The organism is Pseudomonas sp. WC2, assembly GCF_050586545.1.
Classification (GTDB): domain Bacteria; phylum Pseudomonadota; class Gammaproteobacteria; order Pseudomonadales; family Pseudomonadaceae; genus Aquipseudomonas.
In genome coordinates this window covers 391640-407110 of record NZ_JBOBDR010000002.1, presented here as the reverse complement: position 1 = coordinate 407110, position 15471 = coordinate 391640, and the positions used below count along the sequence as shown (strand labels likewise).

17 protein-coding genes are annotated in these 15471 nt (G+C 58.3%); 5 read left to right on the top strand and 12 right to left on the bottom strand.

Translation table 11 applies throughout. The annotated features are described in order from the left end of the window. Positions 1-183 precede the first annotated feature (183 nt). Positions 184-450 carry a hypothetical protein gene (locus ACQ4OE_RS03860; RefSeq protein WP_122595824.1) on the bottom strand — a complete coding sequence of 89 codons (267 nt, stop codon included), beginning with the start codon at positions 448-450 and terminating at the stop codon, positions 184-186. Between the two features lie 355 nt (positions 451-805). Here ACQ4OE_RS03860 and ACQ4OE_RS03855 point away from each other — a divergent pair, with 355 nt between their 5' ends. Further along, the gene (locus ACQ4OE_RS03855; protein WP_122595826.1) at positions 806-2131 is read left to right on the top strand and encodes a sigma-54-dependent transcriptional regulator; all 1326 of its coding nucleotides are present in this window, start codon (positions 806-808) and stop codon (positions 2129-2131) included. Between the two features lie 65 nt (positions 2132-2196). Here the strand turns inward: ACQ4OE_RS03855 and ACQ4OE_RS03850 are convergent, their stop codons facing one another. The 9 genes from ACQ4OE_RS03850 to ACQ4OE_RS03810 all read right to left on the bottom strand — a co-directional run bounded on the left by ACQ4OE_RS03850 (position 2197) and on the right by ACQ4OE_RS03810 (position 10426). Next, positions 2197-3504, bottom strand: coding sequence for a hypothetical protein (locus ACQ4OE_RS03850; RefSeq protein ID WP_430945741.1), 1308 nt, complete (start codon positions 3502-3504; stop codon positions 2197-2199). Between the two features lie 45 nt (positions 3505-3549). Next, on the bottom strand, positions 3550-4296 hold the full coding sequence (locus tag ACQ4OE_RS03845; protein ID WP_122595828.1) for a hypothetical protein: 747 nt from the start codon (positions 4294-4296) through the stop codon (positions 3550-3552). 43 nt (positions 4297-4339) lie between these two features. Beyond that, a complete protein-coding gene (locus ACQ4OE_RS03840) occupies positions 4340-5020 on the bottom strand; it encodes a C39 family peptidase (RefSeq protein ID WP_122595829.1) in 681 nt (226 codons plus the stop codon). A gap of 63 nt (positions 5021-5083) precedes the next feature. Beyond that, the gene (locus ACQ4OE_RS03835; protein WP_122595830.1) at positions 5084-6082 is read right to left on the bottom strand and encodes a heme utilization protein; all 999 of its coding nucleotides are present in this window, start codon (positions 6080-6082) and stop codon (positions 5084-5086) included. A gap of 73 nt (positions 6083-6155) precedes the next feature. Further along, positions 6156-6731, bottom strand: a complete 576-nt coding sequence (locus ACQ4OE_RS03830; RefSeq protein ID WP_122595831.1) for an adhesin — start codon at positions 6729-6731, stop codon at positions 6156-6158. 1 nt (position 6732) lies between these two features. Beyond that, entirely contained in the window at positions 6733-7182 is a 450-nt protein-coding gene (locus ACQ4OE_RS03825; protein ID WP_430945740.1) for a hypothetical protein, read from the bottom strand. A 357-nt stretch (positions 7183-7539) separates the two neighbouring features. Beyond that, positions 7540-8064 (bottom strand): AAA family ATPase, encoded by a 525-nt coding sequence (locus ACQ4OE_RS03820; protein ID WP_430945739.1) that lies wholly within the window; start codon positions 8062-8064, stop codon positions 7540-7542. Continuing rightward, complete coding sequence (gene pnuC, locus ACQ4OE_RS03815; RefSeq protein ID WP_430945738.1) at positions 8061-8624, bottom strand: nicotinamide riboside transporter PnuC; 564 nt, start codon at positions 8622-8624, stop codon at positions 8061-8063. Before pnuC ends, ACQ4OE_RS03820 begins: the two co-directional genes overlap by 4 nt. Before the next feature lie 167 nt (positions 8625-8791). Then, on the bottom strand, positions 8792-10426 hold the full coding sequence (locus tag ACQ4OE_RS03810) for a methyl-accepting chemotaxis protein (RefSeq protein WP_430945737.1): 1635 nt from the start codon (positions 10424-10426) through the stop codon (positions 8792-8794). Positions 10427-10731: 305 nt separating this feature from the next. Between ACQ4OE_RS03810 and ACQ4OE_RS03805 the strand changes: the two genes are divergently transcribed. Both ACQ4OE_RS03805 and ACQ4OE_RS03800 read left to right on the top strand, forming a co-directional pair. After that, complete coding sequence (locus tag ACQ4OE_RS03805) at positions 10732-11562, top strand: undecaprenyl-diphosphate phosphatase (RefSeq protein ID WP_430945736.1); 831 nt, start codon at positions 10732-10734, stop codon at positions 11560-11562. Then, a complete protein-coding gene (locus ACQ4OE_RS03800) occupies positions 11559-11990 on the top strand; it encodes a DUF1294 domain-containing protein (protein ID WP_430945735.1) in 432 nt (143 codons plus the stop codon). The genes ACQ4OE_RS03805 and ACQ4OE_RS03800 overlap by 4 nt, the downstream gene beginning before the upstream one ends. A gap of 118 nt (positions 11991-12108) precedes the next feature. Here ACQ4OE_RS03800 and ACQ4OE_RS03795 read toward each other — a convergent pair whose 3' ends face one another. Further along, positions 12109-12468, bottom strand: coding sequence for an MmcQ/YjbR family DNA-binding protein (locus ACQ4OE_RS03795; protein ID WP_122595838.1), 360 nt, complete (start codon positions 12466-12468; stop codon positions 12109-12111). After that, positions 12465-13373 (bottom strand): LysR substrate-binding domain-containing protein, encoded by a 909-nt coding sequence (locus tag ACQ4OE_RS03790; protein WP_122595839.1) that lies wholly within the window; start codon positions 13371-13373, stop codon positions 12465-12467. Before ACQ4OE_RS03790 ends, ACQ4OE_RS03795 begins: the two co-directional genes overlap by 4 nt. A gap of 130 nt (positions 13374-13503) precedes the next feature. On the opposite strand from ACQ4OE_RS03790, the gene ACQ4OE_RS03785 reads away from it, so the two are divergent. Together ACQ4OE_RS03785 and ACQ4OE_RS03780 are read left to right on the top strand one after the other, a co-directional pair. Further along, on the top strand, positions 13504-14115 hold the full coding sequence (locus ACQ4OE_RS03785) for an FMN-dependent NADH-azoreductase (protein ID WP_008079110.1): 612 nt from the start codon (positions 13504-13506) through the stop codon (positions 14113-14115). Between the two features lie 237 nt (positions 14116-14352). After that, on the top strand, positions 14353-15390 hold the full coding sequence (locus tag ACQ4OE_RS03780) for a dienelactone hydrolase (protein ID WP_122595840.1): 1038 nt from the start codon (positions 14353-14355) through the stop codon (positions 15388-15390). The last annotated feature ends 81 nt before the right edge of the window (positions 15391-15471 follow it).

Here is a 15471-nt window from a genome sequence, read left to right as displayed (position 1 = left end):
GAACTAACGGACGGAGGGTCGCACTGTGCCAGAAGAATGTCTTTTTGAACCAGTCGCAAGCCAGCCAAGCACTTGAATTACTCAAGGGCTGCGTAAAGTTTAAAAAGTGAGGGGGAGATAAAAGTGCAGGGCAACTAACAAAAGAGGGCGGATAACCCTGATGTTATCCGCAAGTCCCGGCTCTTAATGTGGCATCGACCACGATTGCAGGCTGTAACCTTCTTTGCTGAGTTCAGCGCGAGCCTGTTGCAGCAATTGTTCAAGCTGTGCCGGATCAGAGTAAGTGCTGCTTGGAATCTGCTTGCGACCAATGTGCGAATTGGTGCGATCGACGACGGTCAGGCTGAGCTCGCCGTTACCGTCTTGTGGCGCCCAGGCCACGCATTGAAAGGGTTGGAAGGCGTGGTTGGCAATCAAAAGAGCTTCGTTGATACGGAGCGGGGCGGTCATGGGGTCTTCTCTCTGTCGTGCCCAATCAAATGATCTGCCGTCGGTTGGGCTTACCGTGCGGCTGGTTACTTGTACTGATGCACCCAACCCCGGGGCAGGTCACACACGAAACAAAGAAATTTCAACTTTCTTTCACCCAGTGGGTTTTCAGACAGGTTTTGAAAGCTCTACGAAAGCTTGCCAAGCGGCAAGTAATCGATAGCTAACTAATAACCGCCGTTCTTATAACGTATTTGCCTGTACACCTATAAGCAATCGATACAAGGCCCTGTCAAAATCTTGCTAATGTTACAGTCGGGTCTGCCAAATGACTGTTTTTACAATCATTTCTAATATTTGGCGCCAAGGAACAGTCATGAGCGAAGCGCCTGCGTTAAGACGTTTACTGGTAGTCGACCCTTGCGACGATTGTCATCGCTTACTGCCCGGATTAAGAGCCGTTGGCTGGGATGTTGATAGTTGCTCTCTGGAAAATGCCGCCGACCGCACCTGTGATGTCGGCTTGTTGCGCTTACAGCCTTTTCATCTGGAACGCCCCGAAGCGGTCAAGGAATTGATCAGCCGCAGCGGTACTGAATGGATTGCCGTGTTGAATCAGGAAGTCCTGCGTTTACAAAACGTCGGCGATTTCGTTTGTGAATGGTTTTTCGATTTTCACACCTTGCCGTTCGACGTCTCGCGGGTGCAGGTCACCCTCGGGCGCGCGTTCGGTATGGCGCGCCTGCGCGGGCAGGGCACGATCCATGTCGATCAGCCGGAACACGAACTGCTCGGCGACAGCAAACCGATCCGCGAACTGCGCAAATTGCTCAGTAAACTCGCGCCGACCGAATCGCCAGTGTTGATCCGTGGCGAAAGCGGCACCGGCAAAGAGCTGGTCGCGCGCACGCTGCACCGGCAGTCGCAGCGCCACAGCAAGCCTTTCGTGGCGATCAACTGCGGCGCGATCCCCGAGCATTTGATTCAGTCCGAACTGTTCGGCCATGAAAAAGGTGCCTTCACCGGCGCCCATCAGCGCAAGGTCGGGCGTATCGAAGCGGCTAACGGCGGCACATTGTTTCTCGATGAAATCGGCGACTTGCCGCTGGAGTTGCAAGCCAATCTGCTGCGCTTTCTCCAGGAACGGCACATCGAGCGTGTCGGCGGCAGTCAGCCGATTCCCGTGGATGTACGGGTTCTGGCGGCGACCCACGTCGATCTGGAAGCGGCGATCGAGAAAAAGCGCTTTCGCGAGGACTTGTATTACCGCCTCAACGTCTTACAAGTCGCCACCGCGCCGTTGCGTGAACGGCACGGCGATCTGTCGATGCTGGCCAACCACTTTTCTCACTTCTACAGCCATGAAACCGGCCGCCGCCCGCGCAGCTTCAGTGAAGATGCGCTGATTGCCATGGGCAAACATGACTGGCCCGGCAACGTGCGCGAATTGGCCAACCGCGTGCGGCGCGGCCTGGTGCTGGCCGAGGGTCGGCAAATCGAGGCCCGCGACTTGGGTTTGATCAGCCAACACTCGATCGCCACGCCGATGGGCACACTTGAAGACTACAAAACCCGTGCTGAACGTCAGGCCCTGTGCGATGTGTTGAACCGGCACAGCGACAATCTGAGCATTGCCGCCAAAGTGCTTGGCGTTTCACGTCCGACCTTTTATCGACTGTTGCATAAACATCAAATCCGCTAGGGCGGGGAAATGGGAAAGGCCCGCTGCAAGGGGATCGCAGCGGGCCTTTTTCATTGCGTTGAATATTAGAAGTAGTACGGGAATTTCAGGCTGAAGGAGAAGTCCGGGGCATCGTCGGTCATGCCGATGGACAGGTTGGGCACGATGGTCAGGTTGTCGGTGGCCGCAATGGTCATGCCGACGTTGAAGTAACCGGCGTTGGCGTCGCTGGACACCACCGATTCCCAATCCCCGCCATCCTGTTTCAGCTTGCTTTTGCGTTGCACCAGGTCAGACACCGAGAACGACATACTCATCTTCTCGTTCAGCGCAAAGGCGATACCGGCGCCGATCTGGAAGCTGTCGCCAATGCGTACCTTGCCCGGGGTCTTCTGGTTGACGGTCGAACTGATGTCGTCGAACGATTCCTCAAGGTTGTGGGTGTAGGACAAGCTACCGAACAGCACCGCCGGGTCAAACGTCTTGACCAGCGAGATCCCCGGAGTGACCGACCAGACGCCGTTGCCCGTAGGCAGGGTGTCCGGCACGAACAGGTTCGAGTTGGCATCGGTCTGACGCAGCTTGATCCCGAACGGATCCTTACCGGTTGGCGCCTTGACGCGCAGGGTGACCACGGCGTCTGGTGTGTTGACCGATTCATCCATGAACTTGTAAGCGATGCCGAAGTTGACGTCGCCGATGGTTGGGTCGCGGTCGACATCCTGCTCGGTGGTGACGTTGGACGCGCCACCGTTGCCACCGCCAGATTGATACGTCGAATCGCGGTAGACCACCGGCACGTTCAGGTCGAACTGCCAGCGATTGTCAAAGTTGTAGCGACCGGTCAGGTCGAGGGTCCAGGTGTCAGCCTTGATCCGGTCAAGGTTGATGTTGCCGAGGAAGATCGAGTCGAGCGCGAGAAAGCCGTTGAGGATCAATTGGCGCGTGTCATAACGCGAATAGGTAATGCCGGTTTCCAGGCTGAACTTGCCGCCACCGAAGAAGCCGCTGGCTTCGTCATACAGGTTGGACACACTCTGCGCCGGTTGCGAATCGTCGGCCAGCGACTGCCCGTAAGATGCTCCACTTCCTCCGGCTGCGCCCCCCGACGCGGCTGCGGCACCGGTGCCGGTGGCCACTTTTGGATTGCCTTTCATATCCGACGGCGACTTGGCCAGACGCTTGGGTTGCGGCGCCGCCGGTTGGTCTTCGACCTGGCGGACGCGTTGTTCAAGTACCGCCAGTGCTTTTTGTTGTACTTCGTATCGTTGCTTAAGCTCCAGTAGTTCCTGTTTCAGGGCCTCTACGTCGGCGTTCGGTGCCGCTTGCAGCATGGCTGCGGGTAGAAGGGTACTCAAACATACAGCGGCACGCAGTGATACTGATCGATACATGAAAAAGCCGTCCCTTTAAGCCCAATGATCGAGACTCAGCGTAGTTCAATATCCAATATTTCGTAGTGCCCTGAGTTGGGTCAGGTTGCAGTCCAGTGCGCCGGCGCTCATGCCGTTATTGTTCAATACGACGTTGAGTTGAGTCATGTTGTTGACCACGTTGGCACTGCCGAGCAAACGGGTGTTCTGCAGCAAGCCACCCTGGGCAACTTGTTGCAGGGAAGTGCCCTGATTGCCGGAGGCCTGGATCGACATCTGGATGCCGCTGCCCGTTGCAGCCACCGCCACGCTACCCGCTGCGTTACTGCCGCCGATAGTCTGCCCGGCCATTAGCGCTTGCCCTTGTGAAGGCATCAGCGCCGGCGCCTGACTGGCTTCGGAAACGTTGATCGCGACGTTGTTGTAAGCCGTGTTGCGATCGCCGGCGGCGCGCACGCTTTGCGTCACGCCCTGGCTGCTGTTGAGCCCGGCACCACCGGTCACCGTGCCATTGCCCGCTTGCAGGGGATTACCGTTGCCGGTTTCCTTGATGGTTGAAACATAGAATTCCGGTTTTACCGTTGCGGCCTGAAGTTGCATCGAGGTGGCTGCCCCGATCAGATCACCACTGGCGTTGCGCCAGGTGCTGCTCATGACAATGCCGAAGCTGATAATTCGCCCCGGCATGACATAACGACCACGTAGTTCGGACAGTTCCTGGTCCTGTATTTCAATAGGTTTGAATCCTGCATTGGCATAGCCTGACGCACTCGCTGCCAGGCAGGCGGCGGCCAGCCAGTATGAGGTTTTCATTTGCTGCTCCCGGGACATCCGGTCCCACTCTTATAATCGGCGATTAAAAGAAGTCGCTCTGTATGAACCCGAAATCCATCAATTCAGCATCTCTGACAGGGTTGAAGCCATCCAGCTTGTTCTTCGCGGTCAGCGGTACCGGAGGGCTGCGCAAGGCGTTTGCCTTGTCGTATCCGGGGCCAACGATGGCGAAGACAATGCCGTTCCAACCTTTGACAAAGTCATCGTGTTTGTAGCGCTTATGGCCTAAAACCGGGTCTCCGATGTAAACCCAATCCTTGTCCGAACGCTGCAAGACCACGAAGTGCTTGTAGCCGCGAATTTCCATCAGTACCACCACCGGGATTGTTACAGCGTCGAGTTTTTCCGGTGGAATCTTGTAACCCCTGGCGCGCATACCGATGCTTTCTATGTAGCGCTTCATGTCCAGCATGGAGAAACCTTGAGTACGAACAAGGTCCTGGTCAGCGTTGACCAGCATGCCTTTGATGATGTGCTCTTCATCGACGTCGAGCCAATAGGCCTGGCGTAAAACCGTCGCCAGTGCAGCAGCGCCGCAGCTGAAATCGGTTTTCTGTTCGACGATGTCGGAAAACTTGCGCTCACGGATGCTTTGCACGTTTTTGTAGATGAGCGTGCCACCTGGCAGGGCGGCAACGGGCATCTGGCCGGCCTGAGTCAGGCCACAGACACAAAGCAGAGCGAAAAGGGCAGTCTTACGCATGATCGATACGCCTTTGCGGACTGAGGAAAAGCCCCGTTTCCGGGGCTTTCGTTTCGATCGCGATTACATGCAGGCTTTGCAACCTGCGGCGATGGACAGCGAGTTGCTTTGTTGGTTGCCAACACCAGCGGCGTTGTTGAAGCCAGCGTTGCCGGAGAAGTTGTTGCCAACGTTGCTGACTGCAGCATTGTTGGTCACAGGGTTTTTCCAGCCGTCTGGGGTCATCACTTGTTGAGTGGTTACGCCAGCCAGACCAAAGACACCCACAGCTTCGAAGGTCGCTTTTTGATCTTTGCTGCCACCGTGGCCACCGTTGCCGCCACGATCGTTGTTGCCATAGCCGCCACCGCCGTGGCTGCCATCTTTGATAGTAGCTTCGCCCACAGCGCCGAACACGCCGACGGCGGCTACAGTGCCAGTGAGAGTATCGGTTTTGTAGGTCTGAGTGCCGTAGTTGCCGACGTTCAGGCCAGTGGAGCTTTGATTGGCGGAGGCAGCAGCCTGGGCCACACGGCCACCGGATACGGCGATTGCCAGGTTGTTTTTCTGTTGGTTGAAGTTGCCGGCACTGTTGTTCACACCAATGTTGCCTGAACCGTTGTTGCCAACGTTGTTCATACCGGCAGTGTTGGTGGTGGAGTAGTTGGCAACGGAGTTGCCGTTGTTGACCTGAGTTGCGCTGGAAGCAGCAACGGCGGTGCCGAAGATGAAGCTTTCGTCAGCGGTTGCCAGAGCAGCGGCGTTGTCTTGCTGGTTGCCGTCACCGGCGGTGTTGTTCATCCCCAGGTTGCCGTTCGAGCCATTGGCGGAGTCCTGGACACCGGCACTATTTTTTGTGCCTTGGTTGCCGACGACGTTGCCATCGCTGTTTTGAACGTCGAGTACCGCAGCACCGGCGCCTGCGCCGATTTGCAGCAGCTCTTCAAGGCTAGGGCCCTGAGGCTGATTGTTGTGCCCGCCATTATGACCATGATCGTCGTTGCGACCGCCTGCCTGTGCTGCGATTGCCATCACTGCTGCAAGTGCGAAAACCAGTGGTTTGAGAGCCATTGTAGGTTTCATGGTGTTTCTCCATCGTGCTTATTAGTTGGTTAAGTGTTGGTACTTTCTAATTGCACTGCTTTTGTTGTTTGGGTCAGTCAGCGACCCGGATGCTGAGGGTGTTAGCCATGCGGTTCCCCACCCCAGCACTCTGGTTCACCTGGATTACCCCGCGGCTGCCGGTGAAGGCCTGATCACTTGTCGTGACCTGGCGACTGCCGGGTGAGGTACCAGTTGCTCCTGAGCTCGGTAGAAACGCCACGTTCTGTTGTGAAAGGGCGCTGTCGTCAACGCTCTGCGGGCCGGCACTGATGCTGACGCGCGTGACGTTGGCCATCTGGTTGTTGGCCCCGGCGCCTTGGTTCACGCCGAGGATGCCGTTGCCATTACTGAAAGAGTTGCCGCCAATGGTCGCACTGGCATTGGTCGCCGGATTGGCCGCCGTGTCGATGTGCTGGCGCACGCTCGTGGTCGCACTGGCGGAGGTGCCAATGGCGATGGCTTTGGTGTTGGTCTGTTGCATCTGGTCGCCGGCGGCCTGGTTGATGTTGTAGTTGCCGCGGTACTGGATGCCGGTGTCTTGAATGTTCGCGTTGTTCACTGAGCTGGGGTCGGCGGCCATGGCACTGGCGCAACCGAAGAGGGCAAGCAGGAGCAGGGTGCGATTCATCTTATTGGCCTCCAGCCATGCGGGTCAGCGGGGCAAGGCCGGTGCTCATTGCGCGGTTGACGGTGTTGGAGATCGAGCCGCCCGAACCGCCACCATGGCCGGCACTCATGCCAGGCATCCCGTTGGGATTGGTCAGTGTGTTCAAGCCAGGTACGTTCGAGTTGGGGGTGACGATGTTGCTGCGAATGGACGAGCCGCTGGCGATGGCGGCAAAGTCACCGTCATCGAGTTCGGTGCTGGCCATCGCCTGGTTGATGCGCGCCGAAGGGTTGGCGTTCACGGTAGTCGGGTAGGGGTCTTTACCGCCGCTGCGGCCGATAGGAATCGGTTGAACGTCGCGATTGAGGACGATCACACCGTTGCCTTCAGCCTGCGCAGTGAAACTGATGAATGTGCTGGCGGCTGATCCGATCAGCAGAAGGCAGGTCAAGCCTTTTTTGATGTTCCCCACGGCTGCAATTCCTTCTTCAGTGGGCTGGCCCTTGTCAGCGTTGTGAAGGAGAGAGCGAAAGCTGTGCCGCTTTTGCAAAGTTTCGGTATTTCAACGGCTTAGTTAAATTCAGCGCGGAGTTGAGACAGCGGCTGTTTCATCGCTGAAACACAGGCTATGCCGCCGACCTGTCTATTGGCTGAACAATGCTCTGGAACAGGGGTTGGCGCGGTTGTGTTTCATTGACGTAACAGGTGACATGACAAAGCGATGAAGAGCGCTTAGACGGGCACTCTGCATGGGGAGGGGTGTAACAGGATCGGACACTTTGCCCCCGAAACAGGGGAATCGGGTGGGGCAGAACACCCGATGACGCCGTTATTCCGCGAGCAACCGATCAACTAACGCAAAGGCTTGCGTCTGGCGTTCGAGCCAATTGCCCTGAATGATTTCGAAGGGTTGCCGGTGCCGTTCCAGCCATTCGCGAGTGGCATCGAAAAAAGCCAAACGCTCCTTCAGATCGGGTTGGCAACGCTGACCGTCGTCCGTCCAGTCGACGTTTTCCGGAGACAATAAAAGGTGCAGATCGTAATGGCGGGCCAGCAACTCGGTTTCGAGCCATGGCGGGCAAGCACCGAACAGCGTCTGACTCCAGAGCATATTACTCAGTAAGTGAGTATCGAGAATCAGCAGCGGCGGCCGTTGCGCCCGCGCCTGATCTTCCCACTGCAACTGACCGCGGGCGATCTCGGGAATATCCGCCAGGCAGGTATCCCGGGGGTTCAGTTCGATGAACCGGCGCACGTATTCATCCACGCGCAGCCCGCCAAAGCGTTGCTGCAGACCTGCGGCCAGCCAGCTCTTGCCCGTCGATTCCGGGCCGGTGAGGACGACGACCTTCATGTGCGCAGCGCCGGATCGGCACGCCATTCGCGCCAGCCTTGCACCGCGATCAGCGTAAACACGCCGTAGAGCGCCGCCGTGAGATACAGGCCTTTATAGATGAACAGGCCGACAAAAAACACGTCGAGCACGAACCACAACGCCCAGCATTGCAGGCGTTTCTGCGCCATCCATAACTGCGCGACGAGACTGAAACCGGTCAGCGCTGCATCGAGCCAAGGTTGTGCGGCATCGGTCCAGTGCGCCATCGCTGCGCCCAGCAGCAAGCTACCCACCGCACCGACGCTCAGGCCAAGCAGTATCGAGCGCTGGTCGAGGCGGGTGACTTCACGCCCGTCATGCATCGTCCCGGCCCGGGTCCACTGCCACCAGCCGTAGAGTTGCAACGCGGCGTAGATCACTTGCAGCAACATGTCCGAATACAGCTTCACTTCAAAGAAGATCCAGCTGTAGAGCAACACCATGACCAGGCCAATCGGCCAGCACAATGGGTTCTGTTTGACGGTCAGCCACACGGCAATCACACCGAGGGCGGCGGCAAACAGTTCAAGCCCGGACATGTGCATTCCTTGGGAGAGCAAAAGAAGGGAGCGGATTGTACTGCATTGGTCGGAACACAGAAGAACCCTTGTGGGAGCGAGCTTGCTCGCGAAGGGGCCTGTGCAGTCGAAATCTTCTTTGACTGATCTGACGCCTTCGCGAGCAAGCTTGCTCCCACAGGTTTGGGTCAGACGCGGAACTGGCGTAGCAGTCCGTTCAGTTGTTCGCTCAGTTGACCGAGTTTTGCGCTCGTCGCACTCGACTGCTCCGCTGCCATGGCCGTGCTGTGCGAAAGCCCTGCAGCCTGCGTGACGTTCTGGTTGATGTCTTCGACCACATGCGCCTGTTGCAACGTGGCGCTGGCAATCGAAGCATTCAAGCCATTGAGATTGCGCAGGGCCTGGCCGATGGCGCTCAGACTGGCGCCGGCCAGTCCGGCCTGTTCGATGGTCAGTTGCGAGGCCTTGCTGCTGTCGCCAATGACTTTGACCGCCGCCTCGGAATGATTTTGCAGGCGTTCGATCATCGACTGAATTTCCGCCGTGGATTTTTGCGTGCGTTGCGCGAGCAAACGCACCTCGTCCGCGACCACGGCGAAACCGCGACCTTGCTCGCCGGCCCGCGCCGCTTCGATTGCGGCGTTGAGCGCGAGCAGGTTGGTCTGTTCGGCAATCGAGCGAATCACTTCGAGCACGCTGCCGATCTGCGTGCTTTCCGCCGCCAGCGTGCGAATCACCTCCACCGCTTGATCGATGGTGCCCGAGAGCTTGTCGATCTGTTGCAGGCTACCGTCGATGTTGATCTGGCCTTGTTGCGCCTGTGCCTCGGCGTCGCGCATTTCGCTGGCCGCGTGCTCGGCATTCTTCGCCACGTCCTGCACGCCATAGGTGACCTCGTTGATCGCCGTGGCCACCAGTTCCATCTGCTGCGATTGCTGTTGGCTGCGTTGCTGGGCCTGCGCGGCATCGTTGCCCAGTTCGCTGGACGATTGGCCGAGGGCGCTGGCCGACACCTGCAAGTCGCCGATCACTCGGCGCAATTTGGCGGTAAATGCGTTGAAATGATGGGCCAGTTCGGTGACTTCATCCTTGCCATGGGTATCGAGGCTGCGGGTCAGGTCGCTTTCGCCGCTGGCAATATTGGCCATGGCGTTGACGGTTTCCTGCAACGGGCGAACGATGCTGCGCGCGATCAGAATCACCAGCAGCGCCATGATCAGCGCAATCCCCAGGCCGATCGCGGAAGCCTTGATGACCTGGCCCTGGAATTCGGCCTGCACATCGTCGATATAGACGCCGGAGCCGATCACCCAGCCCCAAGGCTCGAACAGTTTTACATAGGAAGTCTTGGCCACAGGGTCGCTCGCGCCGGGTTTCGGCCAGCGGTAATTGACCATGCCGGCGCCCTTGGCCTTGGCGATCGCGGCCATTTCGTTGAACACCGCAAAGCCGTCCGGATCGCGGATCGCCGAGAGGTTCTGGCCTTCCAGTTTGGGGTTGGTCGGGTGCATGACCATCACGGGCGTGAGGTCGTTGATCCAGAAATAATCGCTCTGGTCATAGCGCAAGCCGCGAATCGCGGTCAGCGCCTGTTTCTGCGCCGCATCTTTGCTCAGCGTCCCGGCGGTTTCCAGGTCGTGATAATAGGTGAGCAGACCGCTGGCGGTTTGCACCACATGCTGGGTTTTCTGCGCTTTGGCGTGATACAGGTCATCATGGATCTGCTTGAGCATCAACGCGCCCAAGGTCAGCAACATGACCACCGCCACAATCAAAATGAGCCACAAGCGTCGGCTGATCGACACACTGCGCAAGCTGTTCATAACGCTGTCACTCCGGGTTCTTGTTCTTGTAATAAACGACCGCCAGCATCCAGTCACGATTGAGTGAGCGGGCATACGCGACCCAAGTCGTATAACGCAGCAGCGCTATTAAGGCTTGTCTGATAGGATTTCGGCCCCGCGCGTGAAAACCTGAATCCAAGTTGATATTTCACGGAATTTTGACTGTTCCGTATGGATCCTGTGTGCGCGGAATCGGTACAGCATTAACCAGCTACGCTGATCGCAGTGAACGTCAGAAAAATACTATCGGGGCATGCCGTTGCGCATCGCTCTTTGGGGGATTGATGGATCTTTGGACGGCCTTGCAGGCACTGATACTAGGAGTTGTAGAGGGGCTGACGGAGTTTTTGCCCATTTCCAGTACCGGACACCAGATCATCGTTGCCGATTTGCTCGACTTCGGCGGTGAGCGAGCCATGGCGTTCAACATCATCATCCAGCTCGGCGCGATCCTCGCGGTGGTCTGGGAGTTTCGCCGCAAGATCTTCGACGTAGTCGTCGGGTTGCCGACGCAGCCCAGCGCACGGCGTTTTACCGCCAACCTGCTGATCGCCTTTCTGCCCGCCGTGGTGTTGGGTGTGATCTTTGCCGATCTGATCCATGAATACCTGTTCAATCCGATTACCGTTGCAGCAGCGCTGGTCGTTGGCGGCGTGATCATGTTGTGGGCGGAGAAGCGTCAGCATGAAGTGCATGCCGAAACCGTCGACGAGATCACCTGGAAAGATGCCTTGAAAGTCGGCTTCGCCCAGTGCCTGGCGATGATCCCCGGCACCTCGCGCTCGGGTTCGACGATCATCGGCGGCCTGCTGTTCGGCCTGTCACGGAAAACCGCCACGGAGTTTTCGTTCTTTCTGGCAATGCCGACCATGGTCGGCGCAGCGGTCTACTCGGGCTACAAGTATCGCCACTTGTTCGTGCCAGCAGACTTTCCCGTGTTCGCCATCGGCTTCATCACGGCGTTCATCTTCGCGATGATTGCGGTGCGCGGCTTGCTGAAGTTCATCGCCAACCACAGCTACGCGGCGTTCGCCTGGTATCGGATCGTGTTCGGTCTACTGATTTTGGCGACCTGGCAGTTCGGCTGGGTGGACTGGGCGGCGGCCAAGCCATGAGTGATTCCCGCGCGCGCCGACCGGAAGGGCGACCCTCGGGCGGCAACAATATCCAGAATCTGAAACTGAAGCTGGGCGTTCTGCTGATTGTCTGTGCGTTGCCGCTGTTTGGATCGCTGTCGATGTGGCTGCGCGGGATTTCCTGGGTGCCATTGGCCGCTTATGGGGTTGTCAGCGTGCTGGCGTTCTTCATGTATTGGGCGGACAAGCGCAAAGCGCGCGCCGATGCCTGGCGCACGCCGGAGAACATCCTCCACGCGGTGGAACTGGCCGGTGGCTGGCCGGGCGCGTTGATCGCTCAACAAGTGTTCCGGCACAAGACGCGCAAGGTGTCGTTTCAGATTCTGTTCTGGGTGATTGTGTTGCTGCACCAAGTGTTCTGGATCGACCAGATATTCCTCGGTTCCAACCTGCTGGCGCTCTTCTAACGAGCCACACAAAACCCCTGTAGGAGCTAGCCCTGCTAGCGATGAGGGAGTGTCAGGCAACTCATATGTTGAATGACACCGCAATCGCTAGCAGGGCTCACTCCCACAGAGATCGGGTTTACAGCAATAAACCGATTTGGGTTTTCTTTGGCAGTTTGCTCACCACCAGTTGATGCGAACGCCGCAACAACCCCTGCAACTCCTCAGCACCCAACGGGTAGGGCGGGTGCATGATGATCCACTGTGCTCGCGCCAGATACGGTGCCGGGTGAATGCCCGGGCGGTCGCAATGGCCGAGAAACAGATCTTTGTCGACCTTGAACGCCAGTGAATCTCCGCGCAGCCCCTGCAAGGCAAACATCTTGTTGCCGGCAATTGAAAACACCCGCACGCCGCCCCACTTGTAATCTTCCCGCGCGCCCGGCAACCCCAGGCAAAATTCGGCGACGTCGGCCTCGCTCATCTTTCCCTTTTTCATAACAACCGCTCCCCGCAGGCATTGAACGATTCGACCAGGTGGTCGATCCAGGCGCGTACCGCCGGCATCACCCCACGTCGATGCGGATACACCGCTTGCAGCCAGCCGCCGGGCAATGACCAGTCCGGCAACATCTGCACCAGCGTGCCGTTCTCCAGCTCCGCCTCGCAATACATCATCGGCAACAAGGTAAAACCTTGTCCCGCCAGCACGCAGGCTTTGCGCACCACAAAATCATCGATCCCGAGCCGCGCCTCCATGCTCAGCTCGAAAGGGTTGCCCTGCTGATCGAGCAAGCGCACATGCACCAGGCGATCGGGCTCCAATGCGCCGAGCACCGGCAAGTTTTTCAGGTCTTGCGGATGTTGCACCGTGTGGCCCTGAAGAAACGCCGGGCTGCCCACCACGACCATTTGCGCCTGACGCAAACGCCGGGTGACCAGCAACGGATCTTCATCACCGTGCTCGCGCACGCGCAAGGCGACGTCAAAACCTTCGCCCACCAGATCGACGCGGCGGTTGAGCAAGACCACTTCCAGCTGCACCTGGGGGAATTTGCCGAGAAACTCACTGATCACCCACGGCAACATTTCCCGGGCCAAACCCGTGGGGCACGAGACGCGCAGCCGCCCGCGCGGCTCACTCGACATGCTCGCCACGGCCTCATCGGCCATTTCCGCTTCCAGTAACATGGCCTGGCAGTGGCGCAAATAACGCTCGCCGACAGCGGTGAGGTTGAGTTGCCGAGTCGTGCGTTGCAGCAAGCGCGCACCGAGGCGCTCTTCCAGCTCGGCGATGCGTCGGGACAAGCGCGACTTGGGAATGCCCAATAAACGCCCCGCAGCGGCAAACCCGCCGGCCTCGACGACTTTGGCGAAATAGTAGAGATCGTTGAGGTCTTGCATCGGGGGGAAATCCAACTGTCCTATCAATGGGACAAACTATCGCATTTCAGGCGGCTAATCATCTATTGGTTTCTTGCGTAGGATTGTCTCCATTCCGTCGCCACCGGCGATTCCTTCCAGGAGATTCCACATGAAACTGCTGCATATCGATTCGAGCATTCTGGGCGACAACTCGGCTTCCCGTCAGTTGAGCAGCGAAGTCGTCAAAGCCTGGCAAGTCGCCGAGCCAAGCGCTGTGGTGACTTACCGTGACCTGGCCGCTGACGCCATCAGCCACTTTTCGTCGACCACTCTGGTGGCTGCCGGCACCACCGCGGAACTGCGCAACGCCGCACAACAGCACGAAGCCGAACTGAGCGCTTCGACCCTGGCCGAGTTTATCGCTGCCGATGCCGTGGTCATCGCCGCGCCGATGTACAACTTCACCGTGCCGACCCAGCTGAAAGCGTGGATCGACCGCGTTGCCGTCGCCGGTCAAACCTTCCGCTACACCGAAGCCGGGCCAGAAGGTCTGTGCGGTGGCAAGAAAGTGGTGATCGTGTCCACCGCTGGCGGCATCCATGCCGGTCAAGCGAGCGGCATCGCTCACGAAGAATACCTGAAGCTGGTGCTGGGCTTCCTTGGCATCACCGACATCGAAATCGTTCGCGCTGAAGGCCTGGCGTACGGTGATGAAGTGCGCAACAACGCGATGACCGCTGCTCAAGCGAAAATCAGCGAGCAACTGTTTGCCGCCGCGTAAGGCTTGCGTAAAGAACAGCTGACGTTCAGGTAACACCCAAAAAACTCTGTATTCTGGTTCTGCAAGGGCCAAATACGGAGTTTTTTTGTTTCCGGCTGTTACATAATCTGGCCCGGGTTATGCACTCACACAATCAGCGTCTGAATGCATTGTCGTACCGGAACACCGAATCCCCGGCGTTTCAGGCCCGCAACGCAACGGATCTTTCGATTGAGTAACAACAGGGTGGGGCATCCGATGATGCGTCTTTGTGCAACGTTACTGATTTGCCTGCTCGGCAGCCTGAATTCAGTGCAAGCTGCGCCTGGACGTCATCCGGTGTGGAGCGTCGGCTATCACGAGATGACCTTCCTCGATCCGCTGGACCTGCAACCGATGCGCGCCATCGCGTTCTACCCCTCCAGCGACCGCGAACACCTGAGCCTGCTCGAAGGCTATTCCGTTGAGGCAGGCGAAGACACCAAGGTCGCCATTGGCCGCTTTCCGATGCTGATGCTTTCCCACGGCAACACCGGTACGCCCCTGGCCCTGCACGATCTGGCCACGTCGCTGGCGCGCAAAGGCTTTGTCGTGGTGGCGGTGATTCATCCCGGCGACAACTCCAAAGACCACAGCCGACTCGGCACCCTGAGTAATCTTTACGGGCGGCCGATCCAGATTTCCGAAGCGATTACTGCAACCCTTGGCGACCGCATGCTTGCGCCGTATGTCAACGCCGATCAGGTCGGCGTGATCGGTTATTCGGCGGGCGGCGAAACGGCGCTGATTCTGTCCGGTGCGCAACCGGATCTGGATCGCCTGCGCCGTTATTGCCAAGAGCGCCCGGACGATCGTGATGCCTGCAACACCCAAGGTGAATTGATCGTCGATCGCGACGACCTGCAACCGGTGGCGGATCCGCGTGTTCACGCCTTGCTATTGATGGCGCCGCTGAGCCTGAAATTCGGCCGGCACACCTTGGCCGACGTGCATGTGCCGGTGCTGCTCTACAGCGGCGATGGCGACAAACTGGTCGCCTTCGATAAAAACGCCGCTGCCCTGGCGCGCAAACTGCCGACGGCGCCCGACTTCAAGTTATTGGCCGGGGCAGGGCACTTCGTCTTCATGGCGCCGTGCAATGAAGAACAGATCCGCGCCATGCCAGCGCTGTGTACCGACGCGGATGGCGTTGATCGCGAAGACATTCACCGCAACCTCATTTCTGAAGCCGGACGTTTCTTCTCCCATGCGCTGGGCCGGCCGACGCGGGCGGGCATGCAAACCGCAGATCAATAACCAGCCACGGAACCCATGTGGGAGCGAGCCTGCTCGCGAAAGCGGTGGATCAGTCAGCACATATATCGACTGACACAACGC

Coding starts and splice junctions, on each gene's coding strand:
- pnuC (WP_430945738.1), bottom strand. CDS start 8,624: ATGTCCGGGCTTGAACTGTTTGCCGCCGCCCTCGGTGTGATTGCCGTG.
- ACQ4OE_RS03855 (WP_122595826.1), top strand. CDS start 806: ATGAGCGAAGCGCCTGCGTTAAGACGTTTACTGGTAGTCGACCCTTGC.
- ACQ4OE_RS03785 (WP_008079110.1), top strand. CDS start 13,504: ATGAAACTGCTGCATATCGATTCGAGCATTCTGGGCGACAACTCGGCT.
- ACQ4OE_RS03810 (WP_430945737.1), bottom strand. CDS start 10,426: ATGAACAGCTTGCGCAGTGTGTCGATCAGCCGACGCTTGTGGCTCATT.
- ACQ4OE_RS03790 (WP_122595839.1), bottom strand. CDS start 13,373: ATGCAAGACCTCAACGATCTCTACTATTTCGCCAAAGTCGTCGAGGCC.
- ACQ4OE_RS03860 (WP_122595824.1), bottom strand. CDS start 450: ATGACCGCCCCGCTCCGTATCAACGAAGCTCTTTTGATTGCCAACCAC.
- ACQ4OE_RS03780 (WP_122595840.1), top strand. CDS start 14,353: ATGATGCGTCTTTGTGCAACGTTACTGATTTGCCTGCTCGGCAGCCTG.
- ACQ4OE_RS03835 (WP_122595830.1), bottom strand. CDS start 6,082: ATGAAACCTACAATGGCTCTCAAACCACTGGTTTTCGCACTTGCAGCA.
- ACQ4OE_RS03805 (WP_430945736.1), top strand. CDS start 10,732: ATGGATCTTTGGACGGCCTTGCAGGCACTGATACTAGGAGTTGTAGAG.
- ACQ4OE_RS03795 (WP_122595838.1), bottom strand. CDS start 12,468: ATGAAAAAGGGAAAGATGAGCGAGGCCGACGTCGCCGAATTTTGCCTG.
- ACQ4OE_RS03850 (WP_430945741.1), bottom strand. CDS start 3,504: ATGTATCGATCAGTATCACTGCGTGCCGCTGTATGTTTGAGTACCCTT.
- ACQ4OE_RS03820 (WP_430945739.1), bottom strand. CDS start 8,064: ATGAAGGTCGTCGTCCTCACCGGCCCGGAATCGACGGGCAAGAGCTGG.
- ACQ4OE_RS03845 (WP_122595828.1), bottom strand. CDS start 4,296: ATGAAAACCTCATACTGGCTGGCCGCCGCCTGCCTGGCAGCGAGTGCG.
- ACQ4OE_RS03800 (WP_430945735.1), top strand. CDS start 11,559: ATGAGTGATTCCCGCGCGCGCCGACCGGAAGGGCGACCCTCGGGCGGC.
- ACQ4OE_RS03840 (WP_122595829.1), bottom strand. CDS start 5,020: ATGCGTAAGACTGCCCTTTTCGCTCTGCTTTGTGTCTGTGGCCTGACT.
- ACQ4OE_RS03830 (WP_122595831.1), bottom strand. CDS start 6,731: ATGAATCGCACCCTGCTCCTGCTTGCCCTCTTCGGTTGCGCCAGTGCC.